26 protein-coding genes are annotated in these 25,742 nt (G+C 66.9%); 13 read left to right on the top strand and 13 right to left on the bottom strand.

What is annotated here, in order from left to right:
- Nucleotides 1-61 precede the first annotated feature (61 nt).
- The 4 genes from arfA to AC4D12_RS06850 all read left to right on the top strand — a co-directional run bounded on the left by arfA (nt 62) and on the right by AC4D12_RS06850 (nt 4,462).
- Nucleotides 62-1,567 (top strand): arabinosylfuranosidase ArfA, encoded by a 1,506-nt coding sequence (gene arfA, locus AC4D12_RS06865; RefSeq protein ID WP_490949153.1) that lies wholly within the window; start codon nt 62-64, stop codon nt 1,565-1,567.
- Between the two features lie 168 nt (nt 1,568-1,735).
- Nucleotides 1,736-2,494, top strand: a complete 759-nt coding sequence (locus AC4D12_RS06860; RefSeq protein WP_490949152.1) for a YfbU family protein — start codon at nt 1,736-1,738, stop codon at nt 2,492-2,494.
- 227 nt (nt 2,495-2,721) lie between these two features.
- Complete coding sequence (locus AC4D12_RS06855) at nt 2,722-3,294, top strand: MOSC domain-containing protein (RefSeq protein ID WP_490949151.1); 573 nt, start codon at nt 2,722-2,724, stop codon at nt 3,292-3,294.
- Between the two features lie 34 nt (nt 3,295-3,328).
- Complete coding sequence (locus AC4D12_RS06850) at nt 3,329-4,462, top strand: FAD-dependent oxidoreductase (protein ID WP_490949150.1); 1,134 nt, start codon at nt 3,329-3,331, stop codon at nt 4,460-4,462.
- 23 nt (nt 4,463-4,485) lie between these two features.
- On the opposite strand, the gene AC4D12_RS06845 is transcribed toward AC4D12_RS06850, so the two are convergent.
- Together AC4D12_RS06845 and AC4D12_RS06840 are read right to left on the bottom strand one after the other, a co-directional pair.
- Nucleotides 4,486-5,043 carry an isochorismatase family protein gene (locus tag AC4D12_RS06845; protein ID WP_490949149.1) on the bottom strand — a complete coding sequence of 186 codons (558 nt, stop codon included), beginning with the start codon at nt 5,041-5,043 and terminating at the stop codon, nt 4,486-4,488.
- 118 nt (nt 5,044-5,161) lie between these two features.
- Nucleotides 5,162-5,629: a VOC family protein gene (locus AC4D12_RS06840; protein ID WP_490949148.1), complete on the bottom strand. Its 468-nt coding sequence runs from the start codon at nt 5,627-5,629 to the stop codon at nt 5,162-5,164.
- 94 nt (nt 5,630-5,723) lie between these two features.
- On the opposite strand from AC4D12_RS06840, the gene AC4D12_RS06835 reads away from it, so the two are divergent.
- Nucleotides 5,724-6,146: a DUF3054 domain-containing protein gene (locus AC4D12_RS06835; protein ID WP_490949147.1), complete on the top strand. Its 423-nt coding sequence runs from the start codon at nt 5,724-5,726 to the stop codon at nt 6,144-6,146.
- Nucleotides 6,147-6,174: 28 nt separating this feature from the next.
- Nucleotides 6,175-6,456, top strand: a complete 282-nt coding sequence (locus tag AC4D12_RS06830; protein ID WP_148600176.1) for an Lrp/AsnC family transcriptional regulator — start codon at nt 6,175-6,177, stop codon at nt 6,454-6,456.
- A 60-nt stretch (nt 6,457-6,516) separates the two neighbouring features.
- Here the strand turns inward: AC4D12_RS06830 and trpD are convergent, their stop codons facing one another.
- Nucleotides 6,517-7,575 carry an anthranilate phosphoribosyltransferase gene (trpD, locus tag AC4D12_RS06825; protein WP_490949505.1) on the bottom strand — a complete coding sequence of 353 codons (1,059 nt, stop codon included), beginning with the start codon at nt 7,573-7,575 and terminating at the stop codon, nt 6,517-6,519.
- A 149-nt stretch (nt 7,576-7,724) separates the two neighbouring features.
- Between trpD and ctaE the strand changes: the two genes are divergently transcribed.
- From ctaE to AC4D12_RS06800, 5 genes are all read left to right on the top strand, one after another.
- Entirely contained in the window at nt 7,725-8,363 is a 639-nt protein-coding gene (gene ctaE / locus AC4D12_RS06820; RefSeq protein ID WP_490949146.1) for an aa3-type cytochrome oxidase subunit III, read from the top strand.
- 85 nt (nt 8,364-8,448) lie between these two features.
- Nucleotides 8,449-9,240, top strand: a complete 792-nt coding sequence (qcrC, locus tag AC4D12_RS06815) for a cytochrome bc1 complex diheme cytochrome c subunit (RefSeq protein ID WP_490949145.1) — start codon at nt 8,449-8,451, stop codon at nt 9,238-9,240.
- Between the two features lie 75 nt (nt 9,241-9,315).
- Entirely contained in the window at nt 9,316-10,338 is a 1,023-nt protein-coding gene (qcrA, locus tag AC4D12_RS06810) for a cytochrome bc1 complex Rieske iron-sulfur subunit (protein WP_490949144.1), read from the top strand.
- Between the two features lies 1 nt (nt 10,339).
- Nucleotides 10,340-12,025 (top strand): cytochrome bc1 complex cytochrome b subunit, encoded by a 1,686-nt coding sequence (gene qcrB, locus AC4D12_RS06805; protein ID WP_490949143.1) that lies wholly within the window; start codon nt 10,340-10,342, stop codon nt 12,023-12,025.
- A 155-nt stretch (nt 12,026-12,180) separates the two neighbouring features.
- Entirely contained in the window at nt 12,181-12,810 is a 630-nt protein-coding gene (locus tag AC4D12_RS06800; RefSeq protein WP_490949142.1) for a phosphatase PAP2 family protein, read from the top strand.
- Between the two features lie 246 nt (nt 12,811-13,056).
- On the opposite strand, the gene AC4D12_RS06795 is transcribed toward AC4D12_RS06800, so the two are convergent.
- From AC4D12_RS06795 to AC4D12_RS06770, 6 genes are all read right to left on the bottom strand, one after another.
- A complete protein-coding gene (locus AC4D12_RS06795) occupies nt 13,057-13,809 on the bottom strand; it encodes a GntR family transcriptional regulator (RefSeq protein ID WP_490949504.1) in 753 nt (250 codons plus the stop codon).
- 145 nt (nt 13,810-13,954) lie between these two features.
- Complete coding sequence (locus tag AC4D12_RS06790; protein WP_490949141.1) at nt 13,955-14,356, bottom strand: cytochrome c oxidase subunit 4; 402 nt, start codon at nt 14,354-14,356, stop codon at nt 13,955-13,957.
- Nucleotides 14,353-16,080: an aa3-type cytochrome oxidase subunit I gene (ctaD, locus tag AC4D12_RS06785; RefSeq protein WP_490949140.1), complete on the bottom strand. Its 1,728-nt coding sequence runs from the start codon at nt 16,078-16,080 to the stop codon at nt 14,353-14,355. Before ctaD ends, AC4D12_RS06790 begins: the two co-directional genes overlap by 4 nt.
- The gene (gene ctaC / locus AC4D12_RS06780; RefSeq protein WP_490949139.1) at nt 16,080-16,952 is read right to left on the bottom strand and encodes an aa3-type cytochrome oxidase subunit II; all 873 of its coding nucleotides are present in this window, start codon (nt 16,950-16,952) and stop codon (nt 16,080-16,082) included. Before ctaC ends, ctaD begins: the two co-directional genes overlap by 1 nt.
- A 169-nt stretch (nt 16,953-17,121) precedes the next feature.
- Nucleotides 17,122-17,502, bottom strand: a complete 381-nt coding sequence (locus AC4D12_RS06775) for a HesB/IscA family protein (RefSeq protein ID WP_490949138.1) — start codon at nt 17,500-17,502, stop codon at nt 17,122-17,124.
- Between the two features lie 135 nt (nt 17,503-17,637).
- Complete coding sequence (locus AC4D12_RS06770) at nt 17,638-19,059, bottom strand: dipeptidase (protein WP_490949137.1); 1,422 nt, start codon at nt 19,057-19,059, stop codon at nt 17,638-17,640.
- A gap of 116 nt (nt 19,060-19,175) precedes the next feature.
- Here AC4D12_RS06770 and AC4D12_RS06765 point away from each other — a divergent pair, with 116 nt between their 5' ends.
- A complete protein-coding gene (locus tag AC4D12_RS06765; RefSeq protein WP_490949136.1) occupies nt 19,176-19,766 on the top strand; it encodes a DUF3043 domain-containing protein in 591 nt (196 codons plus the stop codon).
- 122 nt (nt 19,767-19,888) lie between these two features.
- Here the strand turns inward: AC4D12_RS06765 and AC4D12_RS06760 are convergent, their stop codons facing one another.
- Nucleotides 19,889-20,968: a quinone-dependent dihydroorotate dehydrogenase gene (locus AC4D12_RS06760; protein WP_490949135.1), complete on the bottom strand. Its 1,080-nt coding sequence runs from the start codon at nt 20,966-20,968 to the stop codon at nt 19,889-19,891.
- 70 nt (nt 20,969-21,038) lie between these two features.
- Here AC4D12_RS06760 and AC4D12_RS06755 point away from each other — a divergent pair, with 70 nt between their 5' ends.
- Nucleotides 21,039-22,190 carry an alpha/beta hydrolase gene (locus AC4D12_RS06755; protein WP_490949134.1) on the top strand — a complete coding sequence of 384 codons (1,152 nt, stop codon included), beginning with the start codon at nt 21,039-21,041 and terminating at the stop codon, nt 22,188-22,190.
- 43 nt (nt 22,191-22,233) lie between these two features.
- Here AC4D12_RS06755 and AC4D12_RS06750 read toward each other — a convergent pair whose 3' ends face one another.
- The 3 genes from AC4D12_RS06750 to leuA form a co-directional block, all read right to left on the bottom strand.
- On the bottom strand, nt 22,234-23,031 hold the full coding sequence (locus AC4D12_RS06750; RefSeq protein ID WP_490949133.1) for an isoprenyl transferase: 798 nt from the start codon (nt 23,029-23,031) through the stop codon (nt 22,234-22,236).
- Nucleotides 23,028-23,789, bottom strand: coding sequence for a DNA repair protein RecO (recO, locus tag AC4D12_RS06745; RefSeq protein WP_490949132.1), 762 nt, complete (start codon nt 23,787-23,789; stop codon nt 23,028-23,030). The genes AC4D12_RS06750 and recO overlap by 4 nt, the downstream gene beginning before the upstream one ends.
- 80 nt (nt 23,790-23,869) lie before the next feature.
- Nucleotides 23,870-25,612 (bottom strand): 2-isopropylmalate synthase, encoded by a 1,743-nt coding sequence (leuA, locus tag AC4D12_RS06740; protein WP_490949131.1) that lies wholly within the window; start codon nt 25,610-25,612, stop codon nt 23,870-23,872.
- Between the last annotated feature and the right edge of the window lie 130 nt (nt 25,613-25,742).

Raw genomic sequence — 25,742 nt, 5'->3', positions numbered from 1 at the left:
CCGCGCTTCCAGGCTCCGAGGAAGACCTCTTCTCATACGTACTCATGGACAGGATGATGTTGTGACCAGTGCCCGTATTGTCATTGTGCGTTCGGCGGTCGTTGCGCCCCTGAATCGTAGGATTTTCGGTTCGTTCGTCGAGCACCTCGGCCGGTGTGTGTACGGCGGCATCCACGAGCCGAATCATCCCACCGCCAACGAGGACGGGTTCCGGCTCGACGTGGTCGAGTTGGTCAAAGAGCTCGGCTCGACGACGATCCGTTACCCGGGCGGCAACTTCGTCTCCGGCTACCGGTGGGAGGACGGTGTGGGCCCACGCGATCAGCGCCCGGTCCGCCGTGACCTCGCGTGGCATTCTCTGGAATCGAACCAGGTGGGCATCGACGAGTTCGCTCGCTGGTGCACACTCACCGGCTCCGAGTTGATGATGGCCGTGAACCTCGGGACGCGCGGGATCGACAGTGCCCTCGACCTCCTCGAGTACGCCAACCACCCGTCAGGAACGGCACTGAGCGACCAACGCGTGGCCAACGGCGCTGTGGAGCCCTACGACATCCGCATGTGGTGTCTCGGAAACGAGATGGACGGACCCTGGCAGACCGGATACATGAGCGCCGACGCCTACGGTCAGCTCGCGGCCCGCACCGCACAGGCCATGAAGGCGGCGGACAAGACCCTGGAGCTCGTAGCCTGCGGATCCTCCGGCTCCTCGATGCCCACCTTCGGCGACTGGGAGCGCATCGTGCTCGAACACGCCTATGACCACGTGGACTACATCTCCTGCCACGCGTACTACCAGGAGCGCGGCGGCGACCTCGGTTCCTATCTCGCCTCGTCACTGAACATGGAGTACTTCATCCAGGCGGTCGTCACCGCCGCCGATCACGTCAAGCACAAAGTACGCAGCGACAAGACCATCAACCTGTCCTTCGACGAGTGGAACATCTGGTACCTCGACGAGCACCAAGCCTCCGGCGAGGTCAACGACCAGTGGACCTTTGCGCCCCGCCTACTCGAGGACGTCTATTCCGTCGCCGACGCCGTCGTGCTCGGCAACCTCATGATCACCCTGCTCAAGAACCACGACAGGGTCGCGTCTGCGTCGCTGGCGCAACTCGTGAACGTCATCGCGCCGATCATGACGGAGCCAGGTGGTGCTGCCTGGCGCCAGAGCACCTTCTTCCCGTTCTCGGTCACAGCACGCCTGGCCCGAGGTGAAGTTCTTCGCCCGACCATCGAGGTGGACACCTACGAGACCTCCGTCTACGGCCGTGCGCCGCTCGTCGACGCTGTCGCAACAAGGGACGGAGAGGCCGGCTCGTCGGCGGTGTTCCTCGTGAACCGCAGCCAGACCGAATCGATCGATGTCTCGATCGATGTCTCCGACCTCGGTGTCACCACGATCACCGAGGCGCTCACCCTGCACGATGACGACGTCTACGCGAAGAACACGTTCGAGGACCAGGACCGGGTCGGCCTCAAACCCCTCGTCGGCGTCTCGGTCGACGAAGGCATACTCACCGTGTCGCTTCCGCCCGTGTCCTGGTCAGCCATCAGCCTCACCTAGCCGTTGCGGATCACGACGTCGGACACGCCGAGAGGCGTGACCGTGGGGGAGGGGAGTGGTGTCCTGTGTCCCCTGCTCCGACGTGAGGTCGGCGGGCGACACCCACTGATTCTGCATCGTGCCTGCGACCCACACTCTCGAAGGTATCTGTCTCGAAAGGAGACCCGTATGGCCACCACCGTCATGATCGACATCGACGATGATTTGCAGGATCAGATCACCAGAGCAGCCCAGCTACAGGGCGTCACGTCAAGTCGTTACATACTGGACGTGCTCGCCAGTCATCTGCGGTTGGAGCCACCGAAGGGTGTCGACAGTGATCGGCCGGGCTCAGCTGCCGACACCCCCGATCTGTCGCCGTTCGAGCGCAGAATACTCGTCCAGTTGCATCGTCTGGTTCTGGCGTCCAAGGGAGACCTCGGGGATTCCTCCTACGACAAAGACGATGAGGTCCAAGGGATCCAGATTCTTGAGAGCGGATTCGTGGGGGACTATTCGGAGGAGTTCGCTGGAATAGTTCCTCCGATGTCGCAGGCAGAATGCGAGGTGGTATGGGACATCTTCGACATGTTCCGGATCATCGGAGCCAGTGTCAGAGCACTCGATGGCGGGTGGAAGCAGGTCGGGGTGGACGAGCACCACGGCACGTTCCGTGGTTTTGACGGCAATCATCCACTCGAGAGTCGCTTGCTCGTCTACGCCAGGCACCTCGTGAAGCACGATCGTTGGACAGAACAAGCGGATTTCGTACTGAAGGAAAGCGGCAATTCGCGGAGGGAGATGCTGCCGGCCTATCGTGCGATGCTTCGGGTCTTCAAGCCCTTGTGGAGTGAGGCTGCGGGAAGCGGCGTGCGCCGGCACCTGTCAGAAGAGCAAATCAGGCAGGTCGTGGGGTTCGTGCCGGGCATGCAGCAGGCTGATACCTAGGGTAGGAGAATCGCCCGTTGTGAGCCCTCTTCTCCAGGTGCTCTATTTCGCCGATAATCTACATTATGTCAACCAGTTTGTCGGCACCACTCCTGAGCCGATGAACATATCCGGCCTCACGGCGCGGCGCGACGGTCGTTGTCAGCGCTCTCCGACCACGGGTGGCGAACAACCGGAGATGCAGTACCGCTTGTCCCCGGTGGACACCGAGCGGCTAGCGTAAGACCATGGCAGACCAGTACCGGTACGACGTCGAGATCCTCCACCTGCTGGTGTCTCCCGATCATGCCTACTTCGGCCGGGCCAAAGACGGCGCGGCCGACGTACTGACGACCGATGCGGTATCAGTCGACGTCGTGGCGGGCAAGGGCATCGTGGGCGACCGGTTCTTCGGTAAAGCCGCACACATGGACGCCGCCGTGACACTGTTCGCCGTCGAGTCCCTGGAAGCCATCGCGGACGAGCTCGGCGCGGACCGCTTCGACCCGCTGCTCCCCCGCCGCAACGTCGTTCTGCGCGGAGCGGAGCTGACACCGCTCATCGGTTACGACTTCACGCTCGCATCGGACGGCGGCATCGTCTCCTTCACAGGAGGCAGGCACGCACACCCCTGCGCGTGGATGGACCGTGTCCTGGTCCCGGGAGCCCACAAGGCGATGCGCGGGCGGGGCGGTCTGCGCTGCCGACCCACGAGCAGCGGAAGGATTACCCGCGGGCAGGCCGTACTGGTGAGTCCCGTGCCGCTCGACGCCACACGCGCGCACGTACCGTCCGTCAGGAGAGCCAGCCGCCTCCCCTGACACGACCGATGACAACCGATGACAGGAGGCGCACATGACCACGGTCGCGGTGATCGGGGCAGGGCTCGCGGGGGCATCCGCCGCCTGGCGCCTCGCGCAGGGCGGGCACGACGTCGTCGTGCTCGAGCAGGAGACCCCGGCGCACCGTCGTGGGAGCTCCCACGGGTCGGCCAGGATCTTCCGGTACGCCTACGCCGAGCGCTTCTACGTCGACTTGGTGCGGCGTGCAGCGCTCGGCTGGCAGGAGCTCGAGGCCGCCCACGGCCTCCCCCTCATGACGCGGACCGGAGCGCTCGATCACGGTACCGCCCATGATACGGAGGGTTTCGCGCTCGTCCTTGCGGCAGCGGGTGTGGAGCACGAGCTCCTCTCCCCCGAGGCTGCGACCATGCGCTGGGGTCTGCCGTTCGAGACGCCGGTCCTGTGGCACCCGGATGCGGGCGTCCTGGATCCCGAGGAAACCGTTGACGCAATGCTCGCACAGGCGGTGTCGTACGGGGCGGAGATCCTGCAGGGCTGGTCCGCCTCCAGGATGCACCGCATGCGCGGCGGCTACCGTCTCATCGCCGCGGACGGCAGGTCACTCGAGGCGGAGCAGGTCGTCGTGGCCGCCGGAGGCTGGCTCCCCGATCTCCTCGAGCGGCTCGAGCTTCCGGGAACGCTCCGCAGCGCCCTGCCTCCGGTCGAGGTCACCCAGGAGCAGGCGTACCACTTCCCGGTGGCCGACGGCGCAGAAGGTCCCAAGCCGTGGCCGACGATCATCCACAAGACCGACGCCATGGTGGTGTACGCGCTTCCGGGCGGCCGTGACGCGGCCCTCGCGGGTATCGGGGCAGGAGTGAAGGTCGCGGAGTACCAGGGAGGCAAGCGACTCCGCTCGGCCGCAGAGCAGGACGGCGTGGTGGACGAGACCAACCGACAGCGGGTGATCCGGTATGTCGACCGCCATCTGCCGGGCCTCGTCCCGGAACCCTACGCGGAGACCACGTGCCTGTTCACCAGCACTCGCAGCGGGGACTTCGTCATCGACCGGGCGGACGGTGTCACCGTCCTGTCACCCTGTTCGGGACACGGCGCGAAGTTCGCCCCGCTGCTCGGGGAGCTCGTCCTCGCCCTGGTGGACGGCGGCGACGCCGTGCCGCACCGCTTCCGGCCCACGCCGGCGTGACGGTGAACGCAGCCTCGCCGGCGTCACGCCCGCACGAAGGAGACGTCGTCGGCTGACACCACCTGCGCCGTACGACCGGGCGCGGACTGGTACTGCCAGTACATGTTCGTGTGCCGGATGACGCCGTCGGGCTCGGGTGCTCCCCATGCACTGAGATCGTCCGTCGTATGCGCGTCCCCCACCAGCGTCACGTCGTACCCGCGTGTGAACGCGCCATGGATGGTCGACCTGATGCACGCGTCGGTCTGGGCGCCCGTGACGACGACGTGCCCCACCGCAGCTGCGCCCAGCACCTGCTCGAGGTCGGTCGCCTCGAACGAGTCCCCGTACGTCTTGTGCACCACGGATTCGGTGGGCAGCGGCTCGAGGTCGGGCACGATGCGCCAGGCAGCACTCCCCCGCTCCAGCTCGGCGTCGGAGTGCTGCACCCAGACGACGGCGGTGTCGGCGTCCCTCGCCTTCGTCACCAGGCCCGCGATGCTCGAGATCACCTGCTCGCGTGCGAAGGCGTTCGCCACCACGCCCTCCTGGACGTCGATCACCAGCAGCGCGGTCCTCGGGCGGTCCTCGAATGTGCTCATCGCTCCTCCTTCATCGCAGCCGTCCGAAGGGTTCGAGCGGGTGAGTTCAGGGTAGGAGCGGTGGGCATCGCGTCGGGACCGAATGCGGTCAGGATCCGTCCGCGGAGCCGGCCGGTTCTCACCGCCCCTGGTAGGCCGCCTCGAGCACCGCGATGTCGAGCTTCCGCATCTCGAGCATCGCGGCCATCGCGCGCTGGGCGCCTTCCGGGTCGTCCCCGCCGATCAGCTCGGGCAGGACCGTCGGGATGATCTGCCACGACACGCCGTAGCGGTCCTTCAGCCACCCGCACCTGCTCTCCTGACCACCGTCCGCCGTCAGGGCGGACCAGTAGTGGTCCACCTCGGCCTGGTCCGCGCACGAGATCTGGAACGAGACCGCCTCGGTGAAGGTGAACTGCGGTCCGCCGTTCAGGGCGACGAAGGGCAGCCCGTCGAGCTCGAAGGAGACAGTGATCGCCGGATCGTCGGGACCTCCGCCCGCACGTGACACCGCCAGGATGCGGGAGTTCCTGGTCACCGAGGTGTAGAGCGTGGCAGCGGCCTCGGCATCGCCGTCGAACCAGAGACACGGCGTGATGGAACCCATGGGAAACCCCTTCGGTGCGGCCGCGCCCCGTGCGCAGGTCCGGGTCGAAGGTAGTGCACGGGAACGCCGTCGACAACCACTAGGCTCTTGTGCCATGCAGCGCAGCGACCCCTCCGCCGGCGGGCGCCGTCCTCACCGTTCCTCCGGGACGCCGGGCGTGTGGTTCGCCGTCGACATCGCTGCGATCCTCGTCTTCGCCACCTCCGGGCGCAGCACGCACGAACGTGGCCTGTCGGTCGCAGGCGTCCTCGAGACCGCCTGGCCGTTCCTCGTCGCCTACACCTGCGCCGTCGTCGTCAGCCGTGCGTGGCGCTCGCCGTCCGCGGTCCGTCCCACGGGGCTCGTGCTGTGGCTCGTCACCGTCGTCGGAGGACTCCTCCTCCGGGGTGCCTCAGGAGCCGGGGTGGCCCTCAGTTTCCAGATCGTCACGCTGCTCGTCCTCGGGCTCCTGCTGCTGCTCCCCCGCGCCCTGGCGTCACTGGCAGCGCGTCGCCGCGGTGCAGGCCGGGTAGCGTAGGCCCCGAACGACCACCGAGAGGCAGACCATGATCACAGCATTCGTCCTCATCCAGACGGACGCCTCCCGCATCCCGGAGAGCGCGCAATCCATCTCCGAGATCGAGGGCATCAGCGAGGTGTACTCCGTGACCGGTGAGTGGGATCTCATCGCGATCGCGCGCGTCAGCCGGCACGAGGACCTCGCGGACGTCATCGCAGACCGGCTGTCGAAGATCGAGGGCATCCGCTCGACGACGACGCAGATCGCCTTCCGCTCGTACTCCCAGCACGACCTCGACGCGGCCTTCTCCCTCGGGTTCGACAGCTGACTCCCCCTCGCGGAACGGGCCAGCGGGCCCGGTCCGTACCGCGGCCGGATCGGGTCCGGTTCAGAAGGACCGGCTGACCTCGACCCAGCGGTCGAGGACGCCGGCGGCAGATCCTGAGTCGATGGACGAGCGGGCGCGCTCCATGGCGTCGGCGATGCGCTCCGGCAGCGGTCCGTCCGCCTCCACGTCGAGGGCGACGAGCCCGGCGGCCGCATTGAGGACGACGGCGTCGCGGACCGGGCCTTCCTGCCCCGCCAGGACGGCACGGACGACGGCGGCGTTGCTCCGCGCATCACGTCCGCGCAGGGCGTCGACGGACACCACCTCGAGTCCGAAGTCGCCGGGGTGCACCTTGTACTCCTGCACCCCGCCGTCGCGTACCTCCCACAGCGTCGACGTGCTGCTCGTCGTCAGCTTGTCGCGGCCGTCGTCGCCCCGGAAGACCAGTGCGCGCGCGCCCCGAGCCGCGAGCACGCCGGCCATCAGGGGCGCCATCCGGGCGTCCGAGCACCCGACCGCCTGCGCCTGGACGCCGGCCGGGTTGCTGAGCGGACCGAGGAAGTTGAACGCCGTCGGGACGCCCAGCTCCCGGCGCGGTACGGCCACGTGCTTCATCGACGGGTGGAACACCTGGGCGAAGCAGAACGTGATGCCCACGAGCTCGGCCACCCGGCCCACCGTCGCGGGGGCGAGATCGAGGCGCACACCGAGCTCCTCGATGACATCCGCCGCTCCGGATGCCGAGGACGCGCCGCGATTGCCGTGCTTCACCACCCTCGCACCCGCACCCGCGGCGACGAGCGCGGCCATGGTCGAGATGTTCAGGGTGTCGAGACCGTCACCACCCGTCCCGACGATGTCGAGGGTCGGCCCGCCCACCTCGATGGTCAGTGCCCGCCCGAGCATCGCCTCCACGAGGCCCACGAGCTCGCCCACCGACTCGCCCTTGGAACGCAGGGCCATCAGGAAGCCGGCGATCTGCGCGTGCGTCGCCTCCCCGGACATGATGGTGTCCATCGCCCACCGGGTCTGTGCGGTCTCGAGGTCCTCACGCCGCAGCAGGGACGAGAAGATCAGGGGCCAGGAGGTCTGTGCCGCGTCAGGGCTCGTGGTGGGGATCACCGTCACAGATTATCTACGAATTGTAGAAAGTCATGCCGGGAAGTTCCGCGTAAAGACGCGGTTGGGGGCATCGCCCGCTGCCGAACGGCGCCACGACCGCCGTTTCCCGTTGGTGAACTGTGCTGACTTCGGGCCATAATGACCCTGTGACATCTGCGACCCAAGCCCCCAGCGCCGCCCCTCATCCCGCGCTGAACCGCCCCAACATGGTCTCCGTCGGAACCGTGGTGTGGCTGTCCAGCGAGCTGATGTTCTTCGCCGGCCTCTTCGCCATGTACTTCACCCTGCGCTCCACCCAATCGGAACTCTGGGCGCTCGAGACCGAGAAGCTGAACGTCCCGTTCGCCCTCGTCAACACCGTGATCCTGGTGTCGAGCTCCTTCAGTTGCCAGTTCGGCGTGTTCGCGGCCGAGCGCCTCCAGCCCCGCCGCACGGGTGGAGTGTTCCAGCTGGCCCGTTGGGGCATGGTCGAGTGGTTCCTCCTGACCTTCCTGATGGGGGCCATCTTCGTCTCCGTCCAGGCGTACGAGTACGCGGAACTGGTCGCCGAGGGTGTGGCGCTGTCCTCGAACGCCTTCGGCTCGGCGTTCTACATCACCACTGGTTTCCACGGCATCCACGTGGTAGGCGGACTGATCGCCTTCCTCTTCATCATCGGCAGGGCGTTCATCGCCCGCCAGTTCGGGCACTTCGAGGCCACCTCCGCGATCGTCACCAGCTACTACTGGCACTTCGTCGACGTCGTCTGGATCGGCCTGTTCATCATCATCTACTTCCTCCAGTGACCTGCTCCTGTAGACTCTTCTACTAGAGGTAGAATTCAAAGAAGAACTCAGCAGCACTCGCTCCACAAAAGGCAGGAACCACCACGTGAAGGCACTCTCCCAGAGGCGGCGTCACCCTCTCGCAGCGTTCGCGCTGCTTCTGATGGCACTCCTCATGACCGGCGGCATCTACGCCGCGGCCAGCACAGCGAACGAGGCCCAGGCCCAGACCACCACGTTCACAGCGAACGACGTCGAGGAGGGCAGCAAGCTGTTCTCCGCCAACTGCGCCTCCTGCCACGGCATGGGAGCCACGGGTTCGGACGCCGCGCCGTCCCTCGTCGGTGTCGGTGCCGCATCGGTCGACTTCCAGGTCGGATCCGGCCGCATGCCCATGCAGATGGACGGACCCCAGGCCCAGGCCAAGCCCGTGCAGTTCAACGAGGAGCAGATCCGGCAGATGGCCGCCTACGTGGCCTCTCTCGGCGCCGGTCCGGCCATCCCCTCCGAGGAGATCCTCGACGCCGCCGAGGGAGATCCGTCTCACGGTGGCGAGCTCTTCCGCGTCAACTGCGCCATGTGCCACAACGCGGCCGGAGCCGGCGGCGCCCTGACCCGCGGCAAGTTCGCCCCCTCGCTCGAGGGCAGCAGCGAGAAGCACATCTACGAAGCCATGGTCACCGGCCCGCAGAACATGCCCGTCTTCAGTGACGCGAACATCGCACCCGAGGACAAGCAGGACATCATCGCCTTCCTCAAGACCATCGAGGAGCAGGGCTCCCCAGGTGGCGCCGACCTCGGGTCACTGGGACCGGTGTCCGAGGGACTCTTCATCTGGGTCGCAGGACTCGGCGTCATCATCGCCTTCACGGTGTGGCTCACGTCAAGGTCCTCCTGACCATCCGCGTCCTCACCGCCCCCGAAGTACATACAGACGTGCGAATGCAGCACCTAAAGAAGGTTGAGAGGGATCATGGCCGACTCCAGTAACGGCGCACCGGGAACCTCGGTCACCGTCGCTACGCCTGGTCAGGAGCTGGACGAGTTCCAGAATCCTGGTCTTCCGCCCCACCGTCCGCGTCTCGCGGACCGCGACCCGCGGGCGGAGAAGCGCGCGGAGCGGCAGGTAGCCCTCCTCTTCGCGATCTCGGTGCTCGGTACCCTGCTCTTCTTCGTCGGATACTTCTTCGTCCCCTTGGACCAGACCATCGAGCGCCTTCGGCTCCAGAACCTGATGCTCGGCCTCGGCACCGCCTTCGCGATGCTCGGGATCGGCGTCGGCATCGTCCACTGGGCCAAGACGCTCATGCCGGATCACGAAGTGACCGAGAGCCGTCACGAGATCCGCCCGGAGCAGGATCGGCAGGATGCCGAGAAGATCGTCAACGACATCCTCGAGGAGTCGGGCATCAAGCGCCGTCCGCTGATCCGGAACACGCTGCTCGGTGCCGCGATCCTCGCGCCGCTGCCCGCGATCGCCATCTTCCGGGACCTCGGGCCGCTGCCCGGGAACACCCTCAAGCAGACCATGTGGGACACCGGGGTGCGCCTGACCCGCGACCCCAGCGGCACCCCGATCCGGGCGTCGGACGTCACGGTCGGATCCGCGTTCCACGTGATTCCCGAAGGTCTCAACGAGGTCGAGAACAAGCTCGAGGAGAAGGCGAAGGCAGTCGTCCTGCTCATGCGCCTCGACCCCGAGGAGCTGAACCCTTCTCCCGGACGGGAGAGCTGGGGCTACGACGGAATTGTTGCGTATTCCAAGATCTGCACGCACGTCGGCTGCCCGGTAGCACTGTACGAACAGCAGACCCACCACCTGCTGTGCCCCTGCCACCAGTCCACCTTCGACCTCGAACAAGAGTGCAAGGTGATCTTCGGGCCGGCCGCACGTCCGCTGCCACAGCTACCCATCGAAGTCGATGACGAGGGCTACCTCGTCGCTTCAAGCGATTTCCAAGAACCCGTAGGACCTAGTTTCTGGGAGCGAGGCTGACATGAGCAGCTCAACCGCGACACACACCTATACGCCGAAGACGCGCGTGGGAAAGGTCACCGACTACGTCGACTCGCGCGTCGGCGGTTCGCAGATCGTCAAGGAGTTCGGTCGGAAGATCTTCCCCGACCACTGGACCTTCATGTTCGGTGAGGTGGCGCTGTACACCTTCGTGATCCTCCTGATCTCCGGCACCTTCCTCACCTTCTTCTACGACCCGTCCATGGCGGAGACCCACTACGAGGGCAGCTTCCTGCCGCTGCGTGGCGTCGAGATGTCGGTGGCGTACGCGTCATCCCTGGACATCTCCTTCGACGTGCGCGGCGGTCTGTTCATGCGACAGATCCACCACTGGGCCGCCCTGCTCTTCGTCGCATCGGTAGCCGTGCACATGCTCCGGGTGTTCTTCACCGGCGCGTTCCGCCGCCCCCGCGAGTTCAACTGGGTCGTCGGCTGTGTCCTGCTCATCCTGAGCCTCGCCGCCGGTTTCACCGGTTACTCGCTTCCCGATGACCTGCTCTCCGGCAACGGTCTGCGCATCATCGACGGCGTCATGAAGGCCATCCCGGTGGTCGGTACCTACATGAGCTTCTTCCTCTTCGGCGGGGAGTTCCCCGGCACCATGATCATCGGGCGCCTGTACGTGCTGCACATCCTGCTGATCCCGGCCGTCATCCTCCTGATGATCGGCATTCACCTGTTCATGGTCGTGCTGCACAAGCACTCGCAGTTCCCCGGCCCGGGCCGGACCAACACCAACGTCGTCGGGTACCCCGTCGGCCCGGTGTACGCGGCCAAGGCCGGCGGCTTCTTCTTCATCGTGTTCGGTGTCCTCGCCGCCATCGCTGCTGCCTTCACCATCAACCCGATCTGGAACTACGGTCCCTACGACCCCTCCCCCGTCTCGGCCGGCACGCAGCCGGACTGGTACATCGGCTGGGTCGACGGCGCGCTGCGTCTCATGCCCGGGACGCTCGGCCCGAACTTCGACTTCGAGTTCATGATCCCGTTCCCCTGGGGCGAGAACGCACTGTCCCTGAACGTCCTGTTCCCGGCACTGGTCCCGGCGATGATCGTCTTCGGTGCGATGTTCGCCTGGCCGTGGATCGAGGCCTGGGTGACCAAGGACAAGCGCGAGCACCACTTGCTCAACCGCCCGCGCAACGCTCCGACCCGCACCGCCATCGGCGTTGCAGGCATCACCTTCTACTGCGTCATGTGGGCCGCGGCCAGCTCGGACCTCATCGCGACGCACTTCCTCGTCTCGCTGAACGACGTGCTGTACGTGCTGCGGTTCCTCGTGATCGTCGGGCCGATCATCGCCTTCATGGTCACGCGGCGCATCGCGCTGGCTCTGCAGCGCAAGGACCGCGAGATCGCGCTCCACGGTCGCGAGACCGGTCGCATCGTCCGGCTCCCCCACGGTGAGTTCATCGAGGTCCACGAGCAGGTCGACGACTACAAGCGGTACAAGCTCGTCAGCTACGAGGCTCCCGAGCCGATGCTCCCCAAGGCCGACGAGAACGGCAAGATCAGCCTCGTCGATAAGGCTCACGGTCGGATCTCCCGGTTCTTCTTCGAGGACCGCGTTGCTCCGGTGACGCCGAAGGAGCTCGCAGCATCGCACGGCGACCACCACGGTGAGATCGCCGGCGCGAAGGATCGCGAGTCCATCGCCAGCCACTAGGCGGTAGCAGGACACGGAAGGGCCCGGACATTGTCCGGGCCCTTCCTCATGCCAACGAGACGACACCTGATCCTGACGGCCTCGCCTGCTGCGGTGCTGGTCCCTGCTGCAATCCCGAAGGTCATAGACGCCTGCCGTTCGGAACCCTGACCCCCATGCGAACCAACAGGAGACTCCCGGTGCTCGATCGTCCCACCAGCTCTCCCGGACTGCGTCGCTTCGCCGTGGCCGTCAGCGAGGTGTTCGCTCCCGCCGTGCTGGTGTCATTCTTCCTGGTCCTGGTCAGCACGACGTCGGCGCCATGGCCGCAGTCTGTGCTCTTCGCCCTCGTAGCGGTCGGTTTCACCACGGCTCTTCCGCTCGGCGGTGTCCTCGCGCTCGTGCGCCGAGGACTGGTCACGGATCATCACATCAGTCGTCGCGAACAGCGCGCGCCCGTACTTGCCGGGGCGGTCATCTCCATCGTGGTGGGTATCCTCGTGCTCCGACTCGTCGGTGCCCCTGAGGCGATCCTCGTCGCCGTCGTCAGCACCGTCGCGGGCGTGGTGATCGTCCTTGCCGTGAATCTGTGGTGGAAACTGTCGGCGCATTCGGCCGTCGCCGTCTTCGTCGCCATCGGCGGAATCCTGGTCGCGGGACCGGCTGCGATGCCCCTGGCTCTCGTACCCGCCGCCGTGGGCTGGTCACGCGTCCGCCTCCGAGCCCACACGCCGCTGCAGGTCCTCGCCGGGTATGGTGTCGGCGCGGTCATCGGCGGGTTGTACGCCCTGCTCTCGCCCGGCTGACGGTGCCCACCGGTCGGAGCCGCGGACAACGTCCAACCGGTAAGCGTGGCGTAGGCCGGCCGTCGTGGTGGGAAACCGCTGCAGGGGTCCTGCGGGCCTCCCGCTCCCTCAGACCACACTCGGGCCCACCGGCGCCGCCCTGAGCCGGTAGCAAGCTACAGAACAGCAGAGGCGACCACCCTGTCCTTCCACCGGCGTCGCCCTGACCCTGACGAAGCCAACAGAGGCCTCAGACAGCCGTCGAGGTCACCCGAGCCTCCGGGACGTGTAAGCGCGCGGGCTCCGAGCCCCGGGTCGTTGGAGAGGCACCCAGAGCTTGTAGCGGTCGGCCCTGTAGTAGGAGACCGAGTAGTCGATCATCGCGCGAGCCACGTAGGCATGTCGCTGGATCTTCAGGAGCGGCGCATTCATCTCGACGTTCAGCAACCGCGCGATCGCCGGGGAGGCCGCGGTGGCTTCGATGGTGTCCTCACCCCATTCCATCACCAGGCCGAACTTCTCGCTGAGCACGTTGTAGAGCGACGTGGGCGGTGGATCGTCGAGGATACCCTGCACGCGGTGCGCAGGGATGAAGTTCTCGTCCACACTCATCGGCTCGCCGTCGGCCAGTAGCTGGCGCCGGAAGCGCACCACGGGCTGACCGATCTCGATCTGCAGCTCACGGGCGACGAGTGGTGTGGCGCCCTGCTGTTCGAAGCTGAGCACGCGGGCATCCGGCACCATTCCCCGGCGGATCATCTCCTCCGTGTACGACGTCATCTTCATGTGGAGGTCCATCTTCGACCGCGCGACGAACGTCCCGAGCCCCACCACACGCTCGAGGACGTCCTCGGCCACCAAAGCGTCGACCGCATGGCGCACAGTCATACGAGCTACTCCGTAGTACTCGCTCAGGTGCCGCTCCGAGGGGATGGTGGCACCCGGATCGCCATGCTGTCGAACCCACCTGCGTAGGCTCTCGCGCACCTGGACGTGTTTCGGCCCGCCTGCGGACTCCATGGGATCGGCGTCGAAGGGCCTCGGAAGAACAGTCATGGCCTCATCACCCTCGGTCCACAGCTACGGGTCGAACAGATACGTGCGAACCCTTTAACGAAAGGAAGAGCCCGCACCAGCGGGCTCTTCCTCGTGTCATTCGTGGTGCTCAGTGCGCGTGGTCGCCGCGACTGTACTCGAAGACCCAGCCGACGAGCGCGACCACCGCAAGACCCATACCGATGTACAGGATCCAGAACCCGATGGCGATACCGAGGAAACCGGTGGCTGCGGACAGCCCGAGAACCAGCGGCCACCAGCTCCAGGGGCTGAAGTGGCCCTGCTCCCCCGAACCCTCGTGGATCTCGGCGTCGAGCCGATCCTCAGGACGCTCGCCGACTCGCTTACCCGTGACGGCGAGGTAGAAGCCGATCATCCCTGCGAGACCGCCCACAAGCAGGATTCCGAGGAATCCGACCCACTCGGAGAACTCGGTCAGGAAACCGTAGACCACACCGATGATCACGAAGATCGGCAGTCCGATCAGGAACAGGTTCTTCTCGATCCTCATGACTTGGCATCCTGTCGATCAGCTGAGCCCATGAAGCTCGCAGCGCTCTCGTCCGGTGTGTGGGTCTGCTGCAACTCGGGGTGGTGCAGATCCAGCGCGGGGCGCTCCGACCGGATACGGGGCAGCGATGTGAAGTTATGGCGCGGCGGCGGGCAGGAGGTCGCCCACTCGAGCGAGGCGCCGAAGCCCCAGGGGTCGTCCACCTCGACCTTCTTACCGGTGCGCCACGTGATGTAGACGTTCCAGAAGAAGGGGATCAGCGACGCACCGAGGACGAACGAGCCCACGGTCGAGAACTGGTTCATCAGCGTGTAGCCGTCCTCGGGGAGGTAGTCCGCGTAGCGACGCGGCATGCCCTCGACACCGAGCCAGTGCTGGATGAGGAACGTGGCGTGGAAGCCGAGGAACAGCATCCAGAAGTGGATCTTGCCGAGACGCTCGTTGAGCATCTTGCCGGTGAACTTGGGCCACCAGAAGTAGAAGCCTGCGAACATCGCGAACACCACGGTGCCGAAGACCACGTAGTGGAAGTGAGCCACGACGAAATAGGTGTCCGAGACATGGAAGTCGAGCGGCGGCGAGGCGAGGATGATGCCCGTCAGACCACCGAACAGGAAGGTCACGAGGAAGCCGAGGCTCCACAGCATGGGCGTCTCGAAGGTGAGTGAGCCCCTCCACAGCGTCCCGATCCAGTTGAAGAACTTCACGCCCGTAGGAACCGCGATCAGCATGGTCATGAAGGCGAAGAACGGCAGCAGGACGGCGCCCGTGACGTACATGTGGTGCGCCCAGACGGTCACCGACAAGGCAGCGATGGCGATCGTCGCGTACACCAGACCCTTATAACCGAAGATGGGCTTGCGGCTGAAGACCGGGAAGATCTCCGACACGATGCCGAAGAACGGCAGCGCGATGATGTACACCTCGGGGTGCCCGAAGAACCAGAACAGGTGCTGCCACAGGATGGCGCCACCGGCCTCGGGATCGAAGATGTGGGCACCGAACCGGCGATCCGCGCCGAGGGCGAACAGCGCCGCGGCCAGGGGCGGGAACGCCATGAGCACGAGGATCGCGGTGATCAGCGTGTTCCAGGTGAAGATGGGCATCCGCCACATCGTCATTCCCGGTGCACGCATGCAGATGATGGTGGTGATGAAGTTGACGGCGCCGAGGATCGTACCGAACCCGGACAGAGCCAGACCGAAGACCCAGAGGTCACCACCGACGCCCGGTGAGAACGTGGTGCTCGAGAGCGGCGCGTAGGCGAACCAGCCGAACGAGGCAGCTCCCTGCGGGGTGATGAAGCCGGACACCGCGATGGTGGAGCCGAACAGGAAGAACCAGAAGGCCAGGGCGTTCAGCCGCGGGAAGGCGACGTCGGGCGCACCGATCTGAAGCGGCATGATCACGTTCGCGAACCCAGCGAACAGCGGCGTCGCGAACATCAGGAGCATCACGGTGCCGTGCATCGTGAACAGCTGGTTGTACTGCTCCTTGGTCTGCAGGATCTGCATCCCGGGCTCGAACAGCTCCGCGCGGATGACCAGGGCCATCACGCCGGCGAAGCAGAAGAACACGAAGGAGGCGATCAGGTACATGTACCCGATGGTCTTGTGGTCGGTCGAGGTGATCCAGTTGACGACGAGCCGCCCTTTGGACCTCGGGACGACGCGGGGAGCGGCTACGGTGCCGGCTTCCTCAAGGGTGTATTCGAAAGTGGACATCAGCTGCTACTCCTGGCTGGGTCGGTATCGGGATCATCCTCTGGGTAGGAGTCGCGGTCGTACTCGTCGAGCAGCTGACCGTCTTCCAGCTCGTTCATCCGCGCGTCGAACTCCTCCTGCGACACCACGGCGACGTTGAAGAGCATCTCCGAGTGGTACTGGCCGCAGAGCTCGGCGCACTTGCCCGCGAACACGCCCTCCTTGGTGGGGGTGACGTTGATGTAGTTGGTGCGGCCCGGGTACAGGTCGCGCTTCTGCAGGAAGGCCGGAACGAAGAAGGAGTGCTGCACATCGCGGGCGTTCAGGCGGAGCTCCACCGACTTGTTGACCGGCAGGTAGAGGGTCGGCAGGTTCTCCGGAACACCCTCCTCGCCGTTCAGGCTCCCCTGGACCCCGGTGGAGTACTTGTCCTCGTTCACGTAGTTGAAGTCCCAGGACCACTGCTTGCCGCGCACGTCCACGATCATGTCGGGGTTCTCGACGCGGGCGTCGATCGTCGCGATGTCGCGCTCGGTGAAGTAGAAGAACACCAGCACCATGAACAGCGGGATCGTCAAGTAGAAGATCTCGAGCGGCAGGTTGTAGCTCATCTGACGCGGGTATCCGGTGTCGTTCTTCCGGCGGCGGTACGCCACCATGCACCAGATGATCAGGCCCCAGGTGATGATGCCGACTGCGAGGGCGGCGATCCACGAGTTCACCCAGAGGTCGGTGATGATCCCCGTGTGGTTGGTGTTGTCGCGGTCAGCCGGGAGCCAGCCGCGTTGGGCTTCTGCCGAGCAGCCGGTGAGGAGGAGGGCGCCAACCAGCGAGATGCTGGAGATCTTCGCGATCCTGGCGCGCTTGCTGCCGGTTCGGTCCTGCGAGATCACAGACGGACCTTCCTTTTCTTCGTGCGTTGCCACCCGTCGATTCAGCCGCCCGGGGTGCACATCCAGTTTTACTACTCACTGTAGAGCTTACCCGTAGAACCGACGATCCGGTGACATGAAAAAGGCCCGGAACACGCGCGGTGGGCGCTGTTCCGGGCCTTTCAGGACCCTAGTGGAAGGAGTCCCCGCAGGCGCAGGAGCCGCCGGCGTTGGGGTTGTCGATGGTGAATCCCTGCTTCGAGATGGTGTCCTCGAAGTCGATCGAGGCGCCCGAGAGGTAGGGCACGCTCATCTTGTCGACGATGACCTGTACGCCGTCGAAATCGCGGACGGCGTCGCCGTCCAGGACGCGTTCGTCGAAGTACAGCTGGTAGATGAGGCCCGAGCAGCCACCCGGCTGGACGGCGACGCGGAGGCGCAGGTCGGTGCGGCCCTCCTGCTCCAGGAGGCTGCGCACCTTGCCGGACGCGACGTCGGACAGGTTGACCTCGTGCACGGGCAGTGCTGCGGACTCCTGCACGGAGCCTGCTTCGGTGGTCGGTGTGCTCATTGTGTCTCTCTCTGTCAGTCGGTGGTGAGACGCTGGCGTCGTTCCATGGTACGTCGGGGGTCACGCCGCGGGGACGACTGTCCCACCACTGAAGGGAACGATCAGCGCCGCAGAAACATTTCCGACCCGTTCGGGTCAGGAGGTCCCGAGGCCCTCGGCGTCGAGGCGCGCGAGCAGGATCGCCTCGGCGAGCACGGCTTTGCGGAACTCCGCGAGGTGCAGTGACTCGTTGGCGCTGTGGGCGCGCGAGTCGGGGTCCTCCACCCCGGTGATGAGGATCTGCGCCGAGGGGAACAGCTCGGTGAGGTCGGCGATGAACGGGATGGACCCGCCCATACCCGCTTCCACGGGCTCGACGCCCCAGGCTTCCTCGAGTGCGGCGAGAGCGAGGCGCGAGGCCGGTTCGCTGGTGTCGGTGAGGAAGGGGCTGCCGGTCTCCCCCGGGGTGAAGGTGACCTGCGCGCCGAAGGGGGCATGGGTCTGCACGTGCTGCCGTACCGCCTCCATCGCTGCCTGCGGATCCTGACCGGGTGCCAGACGAAGACTGAACTTCGCCCGCGCCCGGGGCAGCAGCGTGTTGGAGGACAGGGCGACACTCGGGATGTCCATGCCGATGATGGAGAGCGCCGGCTTGTGCCACAGCCTCGACGCGATGGATCCCGTACCGGCGAGGCGCACGCCGTCGAGCACCGAGGCGTCGGCACGGTAGTCCGCTTCGGCGTAGTCCACCGTCGCATGGTCACCGCTCACGAGTCCGTCGACGGCGACGTCCCCGGCGTCGTCGTGAAGGGTCGCGATGAGGCGGGCGAGCAGGGTCGGGGCGTCGAGCACCGGACCCCCGAACATGCCGGAGTGCACTGCGTGATCGAGGACCTGCACCTCGAGGGTGCCGTCCACGAGGCCCCGCAGGCTCGTGGTCAGGGCGGGTACGCCGACCTTCCAGTTGCTCGAGTCGGCAACGACGATGACGTCGGCCTCGAGGTCGTCGCGGTAGGTCTCCAGGAAGGAGCGGAAGGTCGGCGAGCCCGCCTCCTCCTCGCCCTCGATGAAGAGCGTCACCCCGACGCCGAAGTCCTCACCCAGCACCTCGGTGAGGGTGCCGTAGGCGCCGATGTGCGCCATGATGCCCGCCTTGTCGTCCGCCGTCCCGCGGCCGTAGAGCCGGCCGTCGCGCTCGGTCGCGACGAACGGGTCGCTCAGCCACAGGTCCCGGTCCCCCGGCGGCTGCACGTCGTGGTGCGCGTAGAGCAGGATGGTCGGCTTCCCTTCGGCCGCTGGACGCCGCGCGACGATCGCCGGGCCACCCGGCACGCCGTCGTTGTCCACGCGGAGGATCCGGACGTCCTCGATGCCGAGCTCCCGGATCATCGACGCGACCGCGTCCGCACTGCGGTCCAGTTCGGCGGCGTCGAACGCCTCCCAGGCGATCCCCTGGATGGCGACCAGCGAGGAGAGCTGCTCGACGATGCGCGGGAACGCCGCATCCACGCTCGCGCGCAGCTGCTGGACGACGGCCGACGGGTCCTGGGGGTCTACATGCACTTCTGTCGTGGTCATGCGGAAACCCTACACACGGCGGGTGTGCTCCTGTCCGCTTCGCCCGGCTACGCGCACCCCCGCCGGCAGGAGTGGGCCGACGATCCGGCGGCGGGCCGAGCCGGTATCCTGAGGGGGTGTTCGGACGAAACAAGGTGACCACTCCCTCCCAGGAAGCAGCCGACGACGCTGCACGACCCAGCGGGAACCCGCGCGCTCAGGGCAAGGGAGCCCCGACGCCCAAGCGCAGTGTCCAGCAGGCCGCGCGCCGACGACCGCTGGTGCCCGATGATCGCAAAGCTGCCCGCGAGCAGAGCAAGGCGGGCGTCCGGGACGAGCGGGCCCGTATGCGCCAGGCGCTCGACACCGACGACGAGCGTTATCTTCCTTTGCGCGACAAGGGACCGAACCGCCGGTACATCCGGCAGTTCGTGGACGCACGGATCAACGTGGGCGAGTTCCTCATGATCGCCGCGCTCGTCTTCGTCATCCTCAGCTTCTTCCAGTCCGCCGTGTTCCAGAGCTCGGTCCTCGTAGCGTTCTGGTTCCTGATCGTGGCGGTCATCGTCGACAGCGCCCTGCTGCGCCGGAAGCTGAAGAAGAAGCTCACGGAGAAGTTCGGGGCACCCAATCAGGGTGACCTCTTCTACGGCATCACACGCGCCCTGCAGTTCCGGCGGCTGCGCCTCCCCAAGCCCCAGGTGGCGCGGGGCCAGTACCCCTCCTGACCCGAGGCGGTCGGGCGAGCGTCCTGGGTGTCGTCGGCCTCGACCGTCCCGTGCGCGAGAGCGCGGACGTTCCGAGCCTGGCCCCCGTGCAGGACTCCGGGTCCAGGTCGGCCTGAGCCGGACTAGGCGGAGCCGTACCCCGCGCGTACCAGCCCTCGATTGATGCTGCGCGCCCAGAACGGCCCCTCGTACAGGAAACCCGTGTAGCCCTGGACGAGCGTGGCGCCGGCCTCGAGCCGCTCGACGACGTCCGCAGGGCTCTCCACGCCGCCCACCGACACGATGGCCAGGCCGTCGCCCACCGCAGCCCGCAGGCGCACCAGGACCTCGAGTGAACGCGCCTTCAGCGGTGCCCCGCTGAGGCCGCCGACACCCTTGGCCATCACCGTGGCGGGGTCCGTCGTCAGGTTCTCCCGCGTGATCGTCGTGTTGGTGGCCACGATGCCGTCGAGACCGAGGTCGAGCGCGAGAGCGCCGACGTCGTCGAGGTCCTGATCCGTGAGGTCCGGGGCGATCTTCACCAGGAGCGGCACGTGCCGCCCGGCCGCGGTGTCGGCCGTGGTCCGCACAGCCTCGAGCAGCGGTCTGAGCGACTCGACGCTCTGGAGGAGGCGGAGTCCCGGCGTGTTGGGCGACGAGACGTTGACCACGAGGTAGTCGGCCACGGGTGCGAGCGCTTCGGCGCTGACCAGGTAGTCGGCGACCGCGTCGACGAGGTCCACCTTCTTCGTCTTGCCGATGTTCACGCCCACTACGGGCCGCGTGCGGCGTCCGTAGCGCCGGTCGAGAAGGCGTCGCGCCGCGGCGAGGCGGGGAGCCACGGTCGCCGCGCCGTCGTTGTTGAAGCCCATGCGGTTGATCACCGCGCGGTCCTCGATCAGCCTGAAGAGGCGCGGCGCCGGGTTGCCCGGCTGTGCCCGACCGGTGATCGTGCCGATCTCGACATGTCCGAATCCGAGGGTCGTGAGTGCCGCGAGCCCCTTCCCCCCCTTGTCGAACCCCGCTGCCAGGCCGAACGGTGAGGGGAAGTCGACGCCGAAGGCCGTCGTCGCGAGCCGCAGGTCAGGGGCGCAGATCCGCCGCAGCAGCGTGCCCACGGGCGGGAGATCGGCGGCGCGGATGAGCGAGAAGCCGATCCTGTGTGCCTTCTCGGCATCCATCCCGGAGAAGACGATCCGGAAGAAGGCGGGGTAGAAGCGCATGTGGTAAGCCTTCCACGGGCGGCGCACCTGCACCAATCGGACGCGACCGCGCGGACGGTAGGGTCGGCGTATGCGGGAGTCGTGGTCGGAGGACGTCCTCGGAGAGGGGTTCCTCGCCCTCACCCTGCCCGTGGGCGTCGACGACGAGGGTGAGCGGGTGGCGACGCTCGTGGCGTTCGAGCCGCACGGTCCCGTTCCGGCGCCGGGTCCCACCGGGCTCGACGAGGGCGGCCGACCTACGCATCCGCTCCGCGCCGTCCTCTACCTGCACGGCTTCAGCGACTACTTCCTGCATGCGGGTCTCGCGCGAGCACTGCACGACGACGGCTGGTCCTTCTTCGGGCTCGACCTCCACAAGTACGGGCGGAGTCTGAGGCCGGGACAGACGCCAGGGTTCGTCTCGTCGCTCGACGAGTACGACGCCGACCTGGACGCCGCGATGATTGCCCTCACGCGACGCGTCCTCGAGCGCCATGCGGCCGCTCACGGCGTGACCCCGTCCGGGCCCGTGGCCCCGGAGGGCGATCCCGCGGGTGCTGATCCGAGGGTCGAGGTGGTGATCGTGGCTCATTCCACCGGCGGACTGACAGCGACCCTGTGGGCCGCCCGCCATCCCGGCCGCATCAGCGGACTGGTCCTCAACAGCCCGTGGCTCGACACCCAGGGCAGTGCCCTGCTGCGCTCGGCAGCGCAGGGCATCCTCGACACGGTGTCGCGCAGGCGTCCGAAGGCCCGGCTCCGGCTCCCCGAGCTCGGCTTCTACTTCAGGAGCATCAGCGACGTCCGGGAGGGCGAATGGACGATCGATACCCGCTGGCGCCCCGAGGCGGGCTTCCCCATCCGTGCCGGATGGCTCGCCGCGATCCTCGCCGGTCACGCCGGCCTGGCGAAGGGGGTGAGTGTCGACGCGCCGATCCTCGTGGTCTGTTCCGCGGCATCGACCATCAGCCCGACCTGGAGCGACGCGATGCTCGAGACGGACATCATCCTGGACGTGGCGCCGATGGTGCGCCGCGCGGCAGAACTGGGTCCCGATGTCACGATCCGGCGCTTCCCGGGAGCGCTGCACGACGTCTTCCTCTCGCGCAGCGAGGTGAGGGGGCGGGCGACCGACGTCGTACGGCACTGGCTCCGTACGCTGCCCGACAGGCCGTCGTCAGGCCCTTCCGCTGACGCATCAGCCGTGGACGGACCGGCGGTCTCCGGACCGGAGTCACCCTAGGTACCGGAGGCGCGGGAGCCTCGGGGACATCTCGGGCACTGGATCAGGAGTCGGCGCCGGCCGACTGATCGACCGCTCCCCCGTACCGGCGGTCGCGCGCGGCGTACTCCTCGATGGCGCGCCAGAGGGTGCGGCGGTCGACGTCGGGCCACAGCGTGTTCATGAAGACCATCTCCGCGTAGGCCGACTGCCAGAGCATGAAGTTTGACAGTCGCTGTTCTCCGGACGTGCGCAGGAACAGGTCGACGTCGGGCAGGTCCGGCTCGTCGAGGTAGCGCTGGATGGTCTTCTCGGTCACGGACGAGGCGCGGAGCGTTCCCGCCGCCACGTCCTCGGCAATGGCGCGCGCAGCGTCGGCGATCTCGGCGCGCCCGCCGTAGTTGACGCACATCGTCAGGGTGCAGGTGGTGTTGTGGACCGTGTGACGTTCCGCCTCCTCCAGCTCGCGGATCACGGACTGCCACAGTTTCGGCCTCCTGCCGGACCACCGGATGCGCACGCCCCACTCGTTGAGCTGATCGCGCTGCCGACGCAGGACGTCCTTGTTGAACCCCATGAGGAAGCGCACCTCCTCGGGCGAACGCTTCCAGTTCTCGGTGCTGAACGCGTACACGGAGACGTGCTTGACGCCGATCTCGATGGCGCCCGCCATGACGTCGAGCAGGGCGGCCTCCCCCGCCTTGTGCCCCTCGGTGCGCGGCAGACCGCGCTCGTTGGCCCAGCGCCCGTTGCCGTCCATCACGATCGCCACGTGCTCGGGGACGAACTGCCGCGGAACGGCCGGGGCCTGCTCACCGCTCGGGTGGGGCCACGGCGCCACGGGACGTCGGACGGAATTCATACACGCTCCACATGTTTGAGGGAGGCGACCCCGCGTTCGAGGTGCCATTGCAGGAACGCCGCCACGAGGCCGGCCGCCTCCCGGCGCGCTCCGGGCTCGGAGGCGTCGGCGACCGCCCAGTCCCCGGTGAGCAGTGCGCCCAACAGGTCCATGGTGGCGGCCGACGGCGATGCCGCCCCGGGCGGTCGGCAGTCCATGCAGACTGCGCCACCGAGGGGAGCGGAAAAGGCCGTGTGTGGGCCGGGTGCGCTGCAGCGGGCGCAATCCGTGAAACTCGGTGCCCATCCGGCCGTCGCGAGTGCGCGCAGCAGGTAGGAGTCGAGGATCAGCTCGGATGGATGGAGGTCCCTGCTCAGGGCGGAGAACGCTCCGGCGACGAGGGCGTACTGCGCCCCGCCCGCCTCGCCGATGTCCGTGAGGCGCTCCGCCGTCTCGGCGATCGCGGTGGCTGCCGTGTAGCGACCGTAGTCGGCGGCGATGCCGTGGCCGTACGCGCCCTTCGTCTGGGCCTGCGTCACCACGTCGAGACTGCGGCCGTGTGCGAGGAGCAGATCGACGGACATGAACGGCTCGAGGCGGGAACCGAACTTGCTGCTGGTCCGCCGCACGCCCTTCGCGACGGCACGCACCTGGCCGTGGTCTCTGGTCAACAGCACGATGATCCTGTCCGCCTCGCCGAGTTTGTAGGTGCGCAGCACCACGCCCTCGGTGCGGTAGGTACGGGACGCTGACGAGGAAGGCACACCCAAGTGTCCCATCCGGCACCCACGGAGCGCAGTTGACCGGTTGCTTCCTGAAGTGAGTACCTCGGTCGACGCCGCCTGGTGTGGCGCCGCGGTCAGGCCGCGTCGCGGATGGCCCGGTTGACGGCCGAGATGACGGCCTTCAGCGCCGCCATCGTGGTGTTGGCGTCGATCCCCACTCCCCACAGGACGCGCTCACCCACGGCGCACTCCACGTAGGCCGCCGCCCGCGCGTTGCCGCCGGATGACAGGGCGTGCTCGGTGTAGTCGAGGACGCGGAGATCCACGCCGTCCTGCCCGAGGATGGACTGCAGCGCGTCGATGGGACCGTTCCCCTGGGCCGTCCTGCGCTGCTGAACACCGTCCACGAGGAGGGTCGCGACGAGCTTGAAGGAGCCGTCCTCCGCGGTATCGGTATTGACGGACGTCAGTTCGTAGTGCCCCCACGCAGCCGTACCGCCGTCGACACGCATGGGCAAGTACTCGTCCTGGAACACGGACCAGAGCTGCGCCCCGCTGACCTCGCCGCCCTGGGACTCCGTGCGGCGCTGGACCACGGCCGAGAACTCGATCTGGGCGCGGCGCGGCAGGTCCAGGCTGTGTTCGTTCTTCAGCAGGTAGGCCACCCCGCCCTTGCCCGACTGGGAGTTGACCCGGATCACGGCTTCGTAGGACCGGCCGATGTCCTTCGGGTCGATCGGCAGGTACGGGACGGCCCACGGCAGGTCGTCGACACCGACGCCCGCCTGCGCGGCGTCGCGCTCCATGCTCTCGAAGCCCTTCTTGATGGCGTCCTGGTGGGAGCCCGAGAAGGCCGTGAACACCAGGTCACCGCCGTAGGGCGACCGCTCGGGCACGCTCAGCTGGTTGCAGTACTCGGCGGTGCGGCGGATCTCGTCCATGTCGGAGAAGTCGATCTGGGGGTCGATGCCCTGGCTGAAGAGGTTCATACCCAGGGTGACCAGGTCCACGTTGCCCGTCCGCTCCCCGTTCCCGAAGAGGCAGCCCTCGATCCGGTCGGCGCCCGCGAGGTACCCGAGCTCGGCGGCGGCGACACCGGTGCCGCGATCGTTGTGCGGGTGCAGGGACAGGATGATGCTGTCCCTGTTGTCGAGGTTCCGGCTCATCCACTCGATCGAGTCGGCGTACACGTTGGGGGTGGCCATCTCCACGGTGGCGGGCAGGTTCAGGATCATCTGGCGATCGGCGGAGGCTTCGAAGACGGCTGAGACCTCGTTGCTGATGCGGGCCGCGAACTCGAGCTCGGTACCGGTGAAGGACTCGGGCGAGTACTCGTAGGTGATCAGCGTGTCGCCCATGTTCTCCTCGAACTTGCGGCACAGGCGGGCACCCTGGAGGGCGATGTCGATGATGCCGTCCTGGTCCTGACCGAACACCACGCGGCGCTGCAGTACGGACGTGGAGTTGTAGAGGTGCACGATGGCACGGTCCGCTCCCTCGAGGGAGGCGTAGGTGCGCTCGATGAGGTGCTCGCGCGACTGCGTCAGCACCTGGATGGTGACGTCGTCGGGGATCCGATCACCCTCGATCAGCTGGCGGACGAAGTCGAAGTCGGTTTGCGACGCCGAGGGGAAACCGACCTCGATCTCCTTGTAGCCCATGCGGACCAGGAGGTCGAACATCTTGTGCTTGCGCTCGGGGTTCATCGGGTCGATGAGAGCCTGGTTCCCGTCACGCAGATCGACGGCGCACCAGCGCGGCGCCTTCGTGATGGTGCGGTCGGGCCACGTGCGGTCCGGGAGCTCCACGATGATCTGGTCCTGGAACGAGCGGTACTTGCCGAACGGCATCCCTGAGGAGTTCTGTGCGTTGTGCATCGGTCAGCCCAATCTGATCTGAAGTGAGGTGCTGGCGGCCGGGCAACACGGACTCCGCGGCGAGGAGGGCCAGTAGCTCTTACGTCCTAGAGGGCCTCGCCGCGGCACCGAAGAAGGGTCGACTGGGCGC

The organism is Arthrobacter sp. TJ-266 (assembly GCF_058269115.1).
Note: the sequence above shows the minus strand (reverse complement) of the source record. Positions and strands in the feature narration are given on the sequence as shown.

What these genes read in the sequence shown, in the direction of transcription:
- AC4D12_RS06860 (WP_490949152.1), top strand. Translation starts at nt 1,736, where the DNA reads ATGGCCACCACCGTCATGATCGACATCGACGATGATTTGCAGGATCAG.
- AC4D12_RS06855 (WP_490949151.1), top strand. Translation starts at nt 2,722, where the DNA reads ATGGCAGACCAGTACCGGTACGACGTCGAGATCCTCCACCTGCTGGTG.
- AC4D12_RS06850 (WP_490949150.1), top strand. Translation starts at nt 3,329, where the DNA reads ATGACCACGGTCGCGGTGATCGGGGCAGGGCTCGCGGGGGCATCCGCC.
- AC4D12_RS06845 (WP_490949149.1), bottom strand. Translation starts at nt 5,043, where the DNA reads ATGAGCACATTCGAGGACCGCCCGAGGACCGCGCTGCTGGTGATCGAC.
- AC4D12_RS06840 (WP_490949148.1), bottom strand. Translation starts at nt 5,629, where the DNA reads ATGGGTTCCATCACGCCGTGTCTCTGGTTCGACGGCGATGCCGAGGCC.
- AC4D12_RS06835 (WP_490949147.1), top strand. Translation starts at nt 5,724, where the DNA reads ATGCAGCGCAGCGACCCCTCCGCCGGCGGGCGCCGTCCTCACCGTTCC.
- AC4D12_RS06830 (WP_148600176.1), top strand. Translation starts at nt 6,175, where the DNA reads ATGATCACAGCATTCGTCCTCATCCAGACGGACGCCTCCCGCATCCCG.
- qcrA (WP_490949144.1), top strand. Translation starts at nt 9,316, where the DNA reads ATGGCCGACTCCAGTAACGGCGCACCGGGAACCTCGGTCACCGTCGCT.
- qcrB (WP_490949143.1), top strand. Translation starts at nt 10,340, where the DNA reads ATGAGCAGCTCAACCGCGACACACACCTATACGCCGAAGACGCGCGTG.
- AC4D12_RS06800 (WP_490949142.1), top strand. Translation starts at nt 12,181, where the DNA reads ATGCGAACCAACAGGAGACTCCCGGTGCTCGATCGTCCCACCAGCTCT.
- AC4D12_RS06795 (WP_490949504.1), bottom strand. Translation starts at nt 13,809, where the DNA reads ATGGAGTCCGCAGGCGGGCCGAAACACGTCCAGGTGCGCGAGAGCCTA.
- AC4D12_RS06790 (WP_490949141.1), bottom strand. Translation starts at nt 14,356, where the DNA reads ATGAGGATCGAGAAGAACCTGTTCCTGATCGGACTGCCGATCTTCGTG.
- ctaD (WP_490949140.1), bottom strand. Translation starts at nt 16,080, where the DNA reads ATGTCCACTTTCGAATACACCCTTGAGGAAGCCGGCACCGTAGCCGCT.
- AC4D12_RS06775 (WP_490949138.1), bottom strand. Translation starts at nt 17,502, where the DNA reads ATGAGCACACCGACCACCGAAGCAGGCTCCGTGCAGGAGTCCGCAGCA.
- AC4D12_RS06770 (WP_490949137.1), bottom strand. Translation starts at nt 19,059, where the DNA reads ATGACCACGACAGAAGTGCATGTAGACCCCCAGGACCCGTCGGCCGTC.
- AC4D12_RS06760 (WP_490949135.1), bottom strand. Translation starts at nt 20,968, where the DNA reads ATGCGCTTCTACCCCGCCTTCTTCCGGATCGTCTTCTCCGGGATGGAT.
- AC4D12_RS06755 (WP_490949134.1), top strand. Translation starts at nt 21,039, where the DNA reads ATGCGGGAGTCGTGGTCGGAGGACGTCCTCGGAGAGGGGTTCCTCGCC.
- AC4D12_RS06750 (WP_490949133.1), bottom strand. Translation starts at nt 23,031, where the DNA reads ATGAATTCCGTCCGACGTCCCGTGGCGCCGTGGCCCCACCCGAGCGGT.
- recO (WP_490949132.1), bottom strand. Translation starts at nt 23,789, where the DNA reads ATGGGACACTTGGGTGTGCCTTCCTCGTCAGCGTCCCGTACCTACCGC.
- leuA (WP_490949131.1), bottom strand. Translation starts at nt 25,612, where the DNA reads ATGCACAACGCACAGAACTCCTCAGGGATGCCGTTCGGCAAGTACCGC.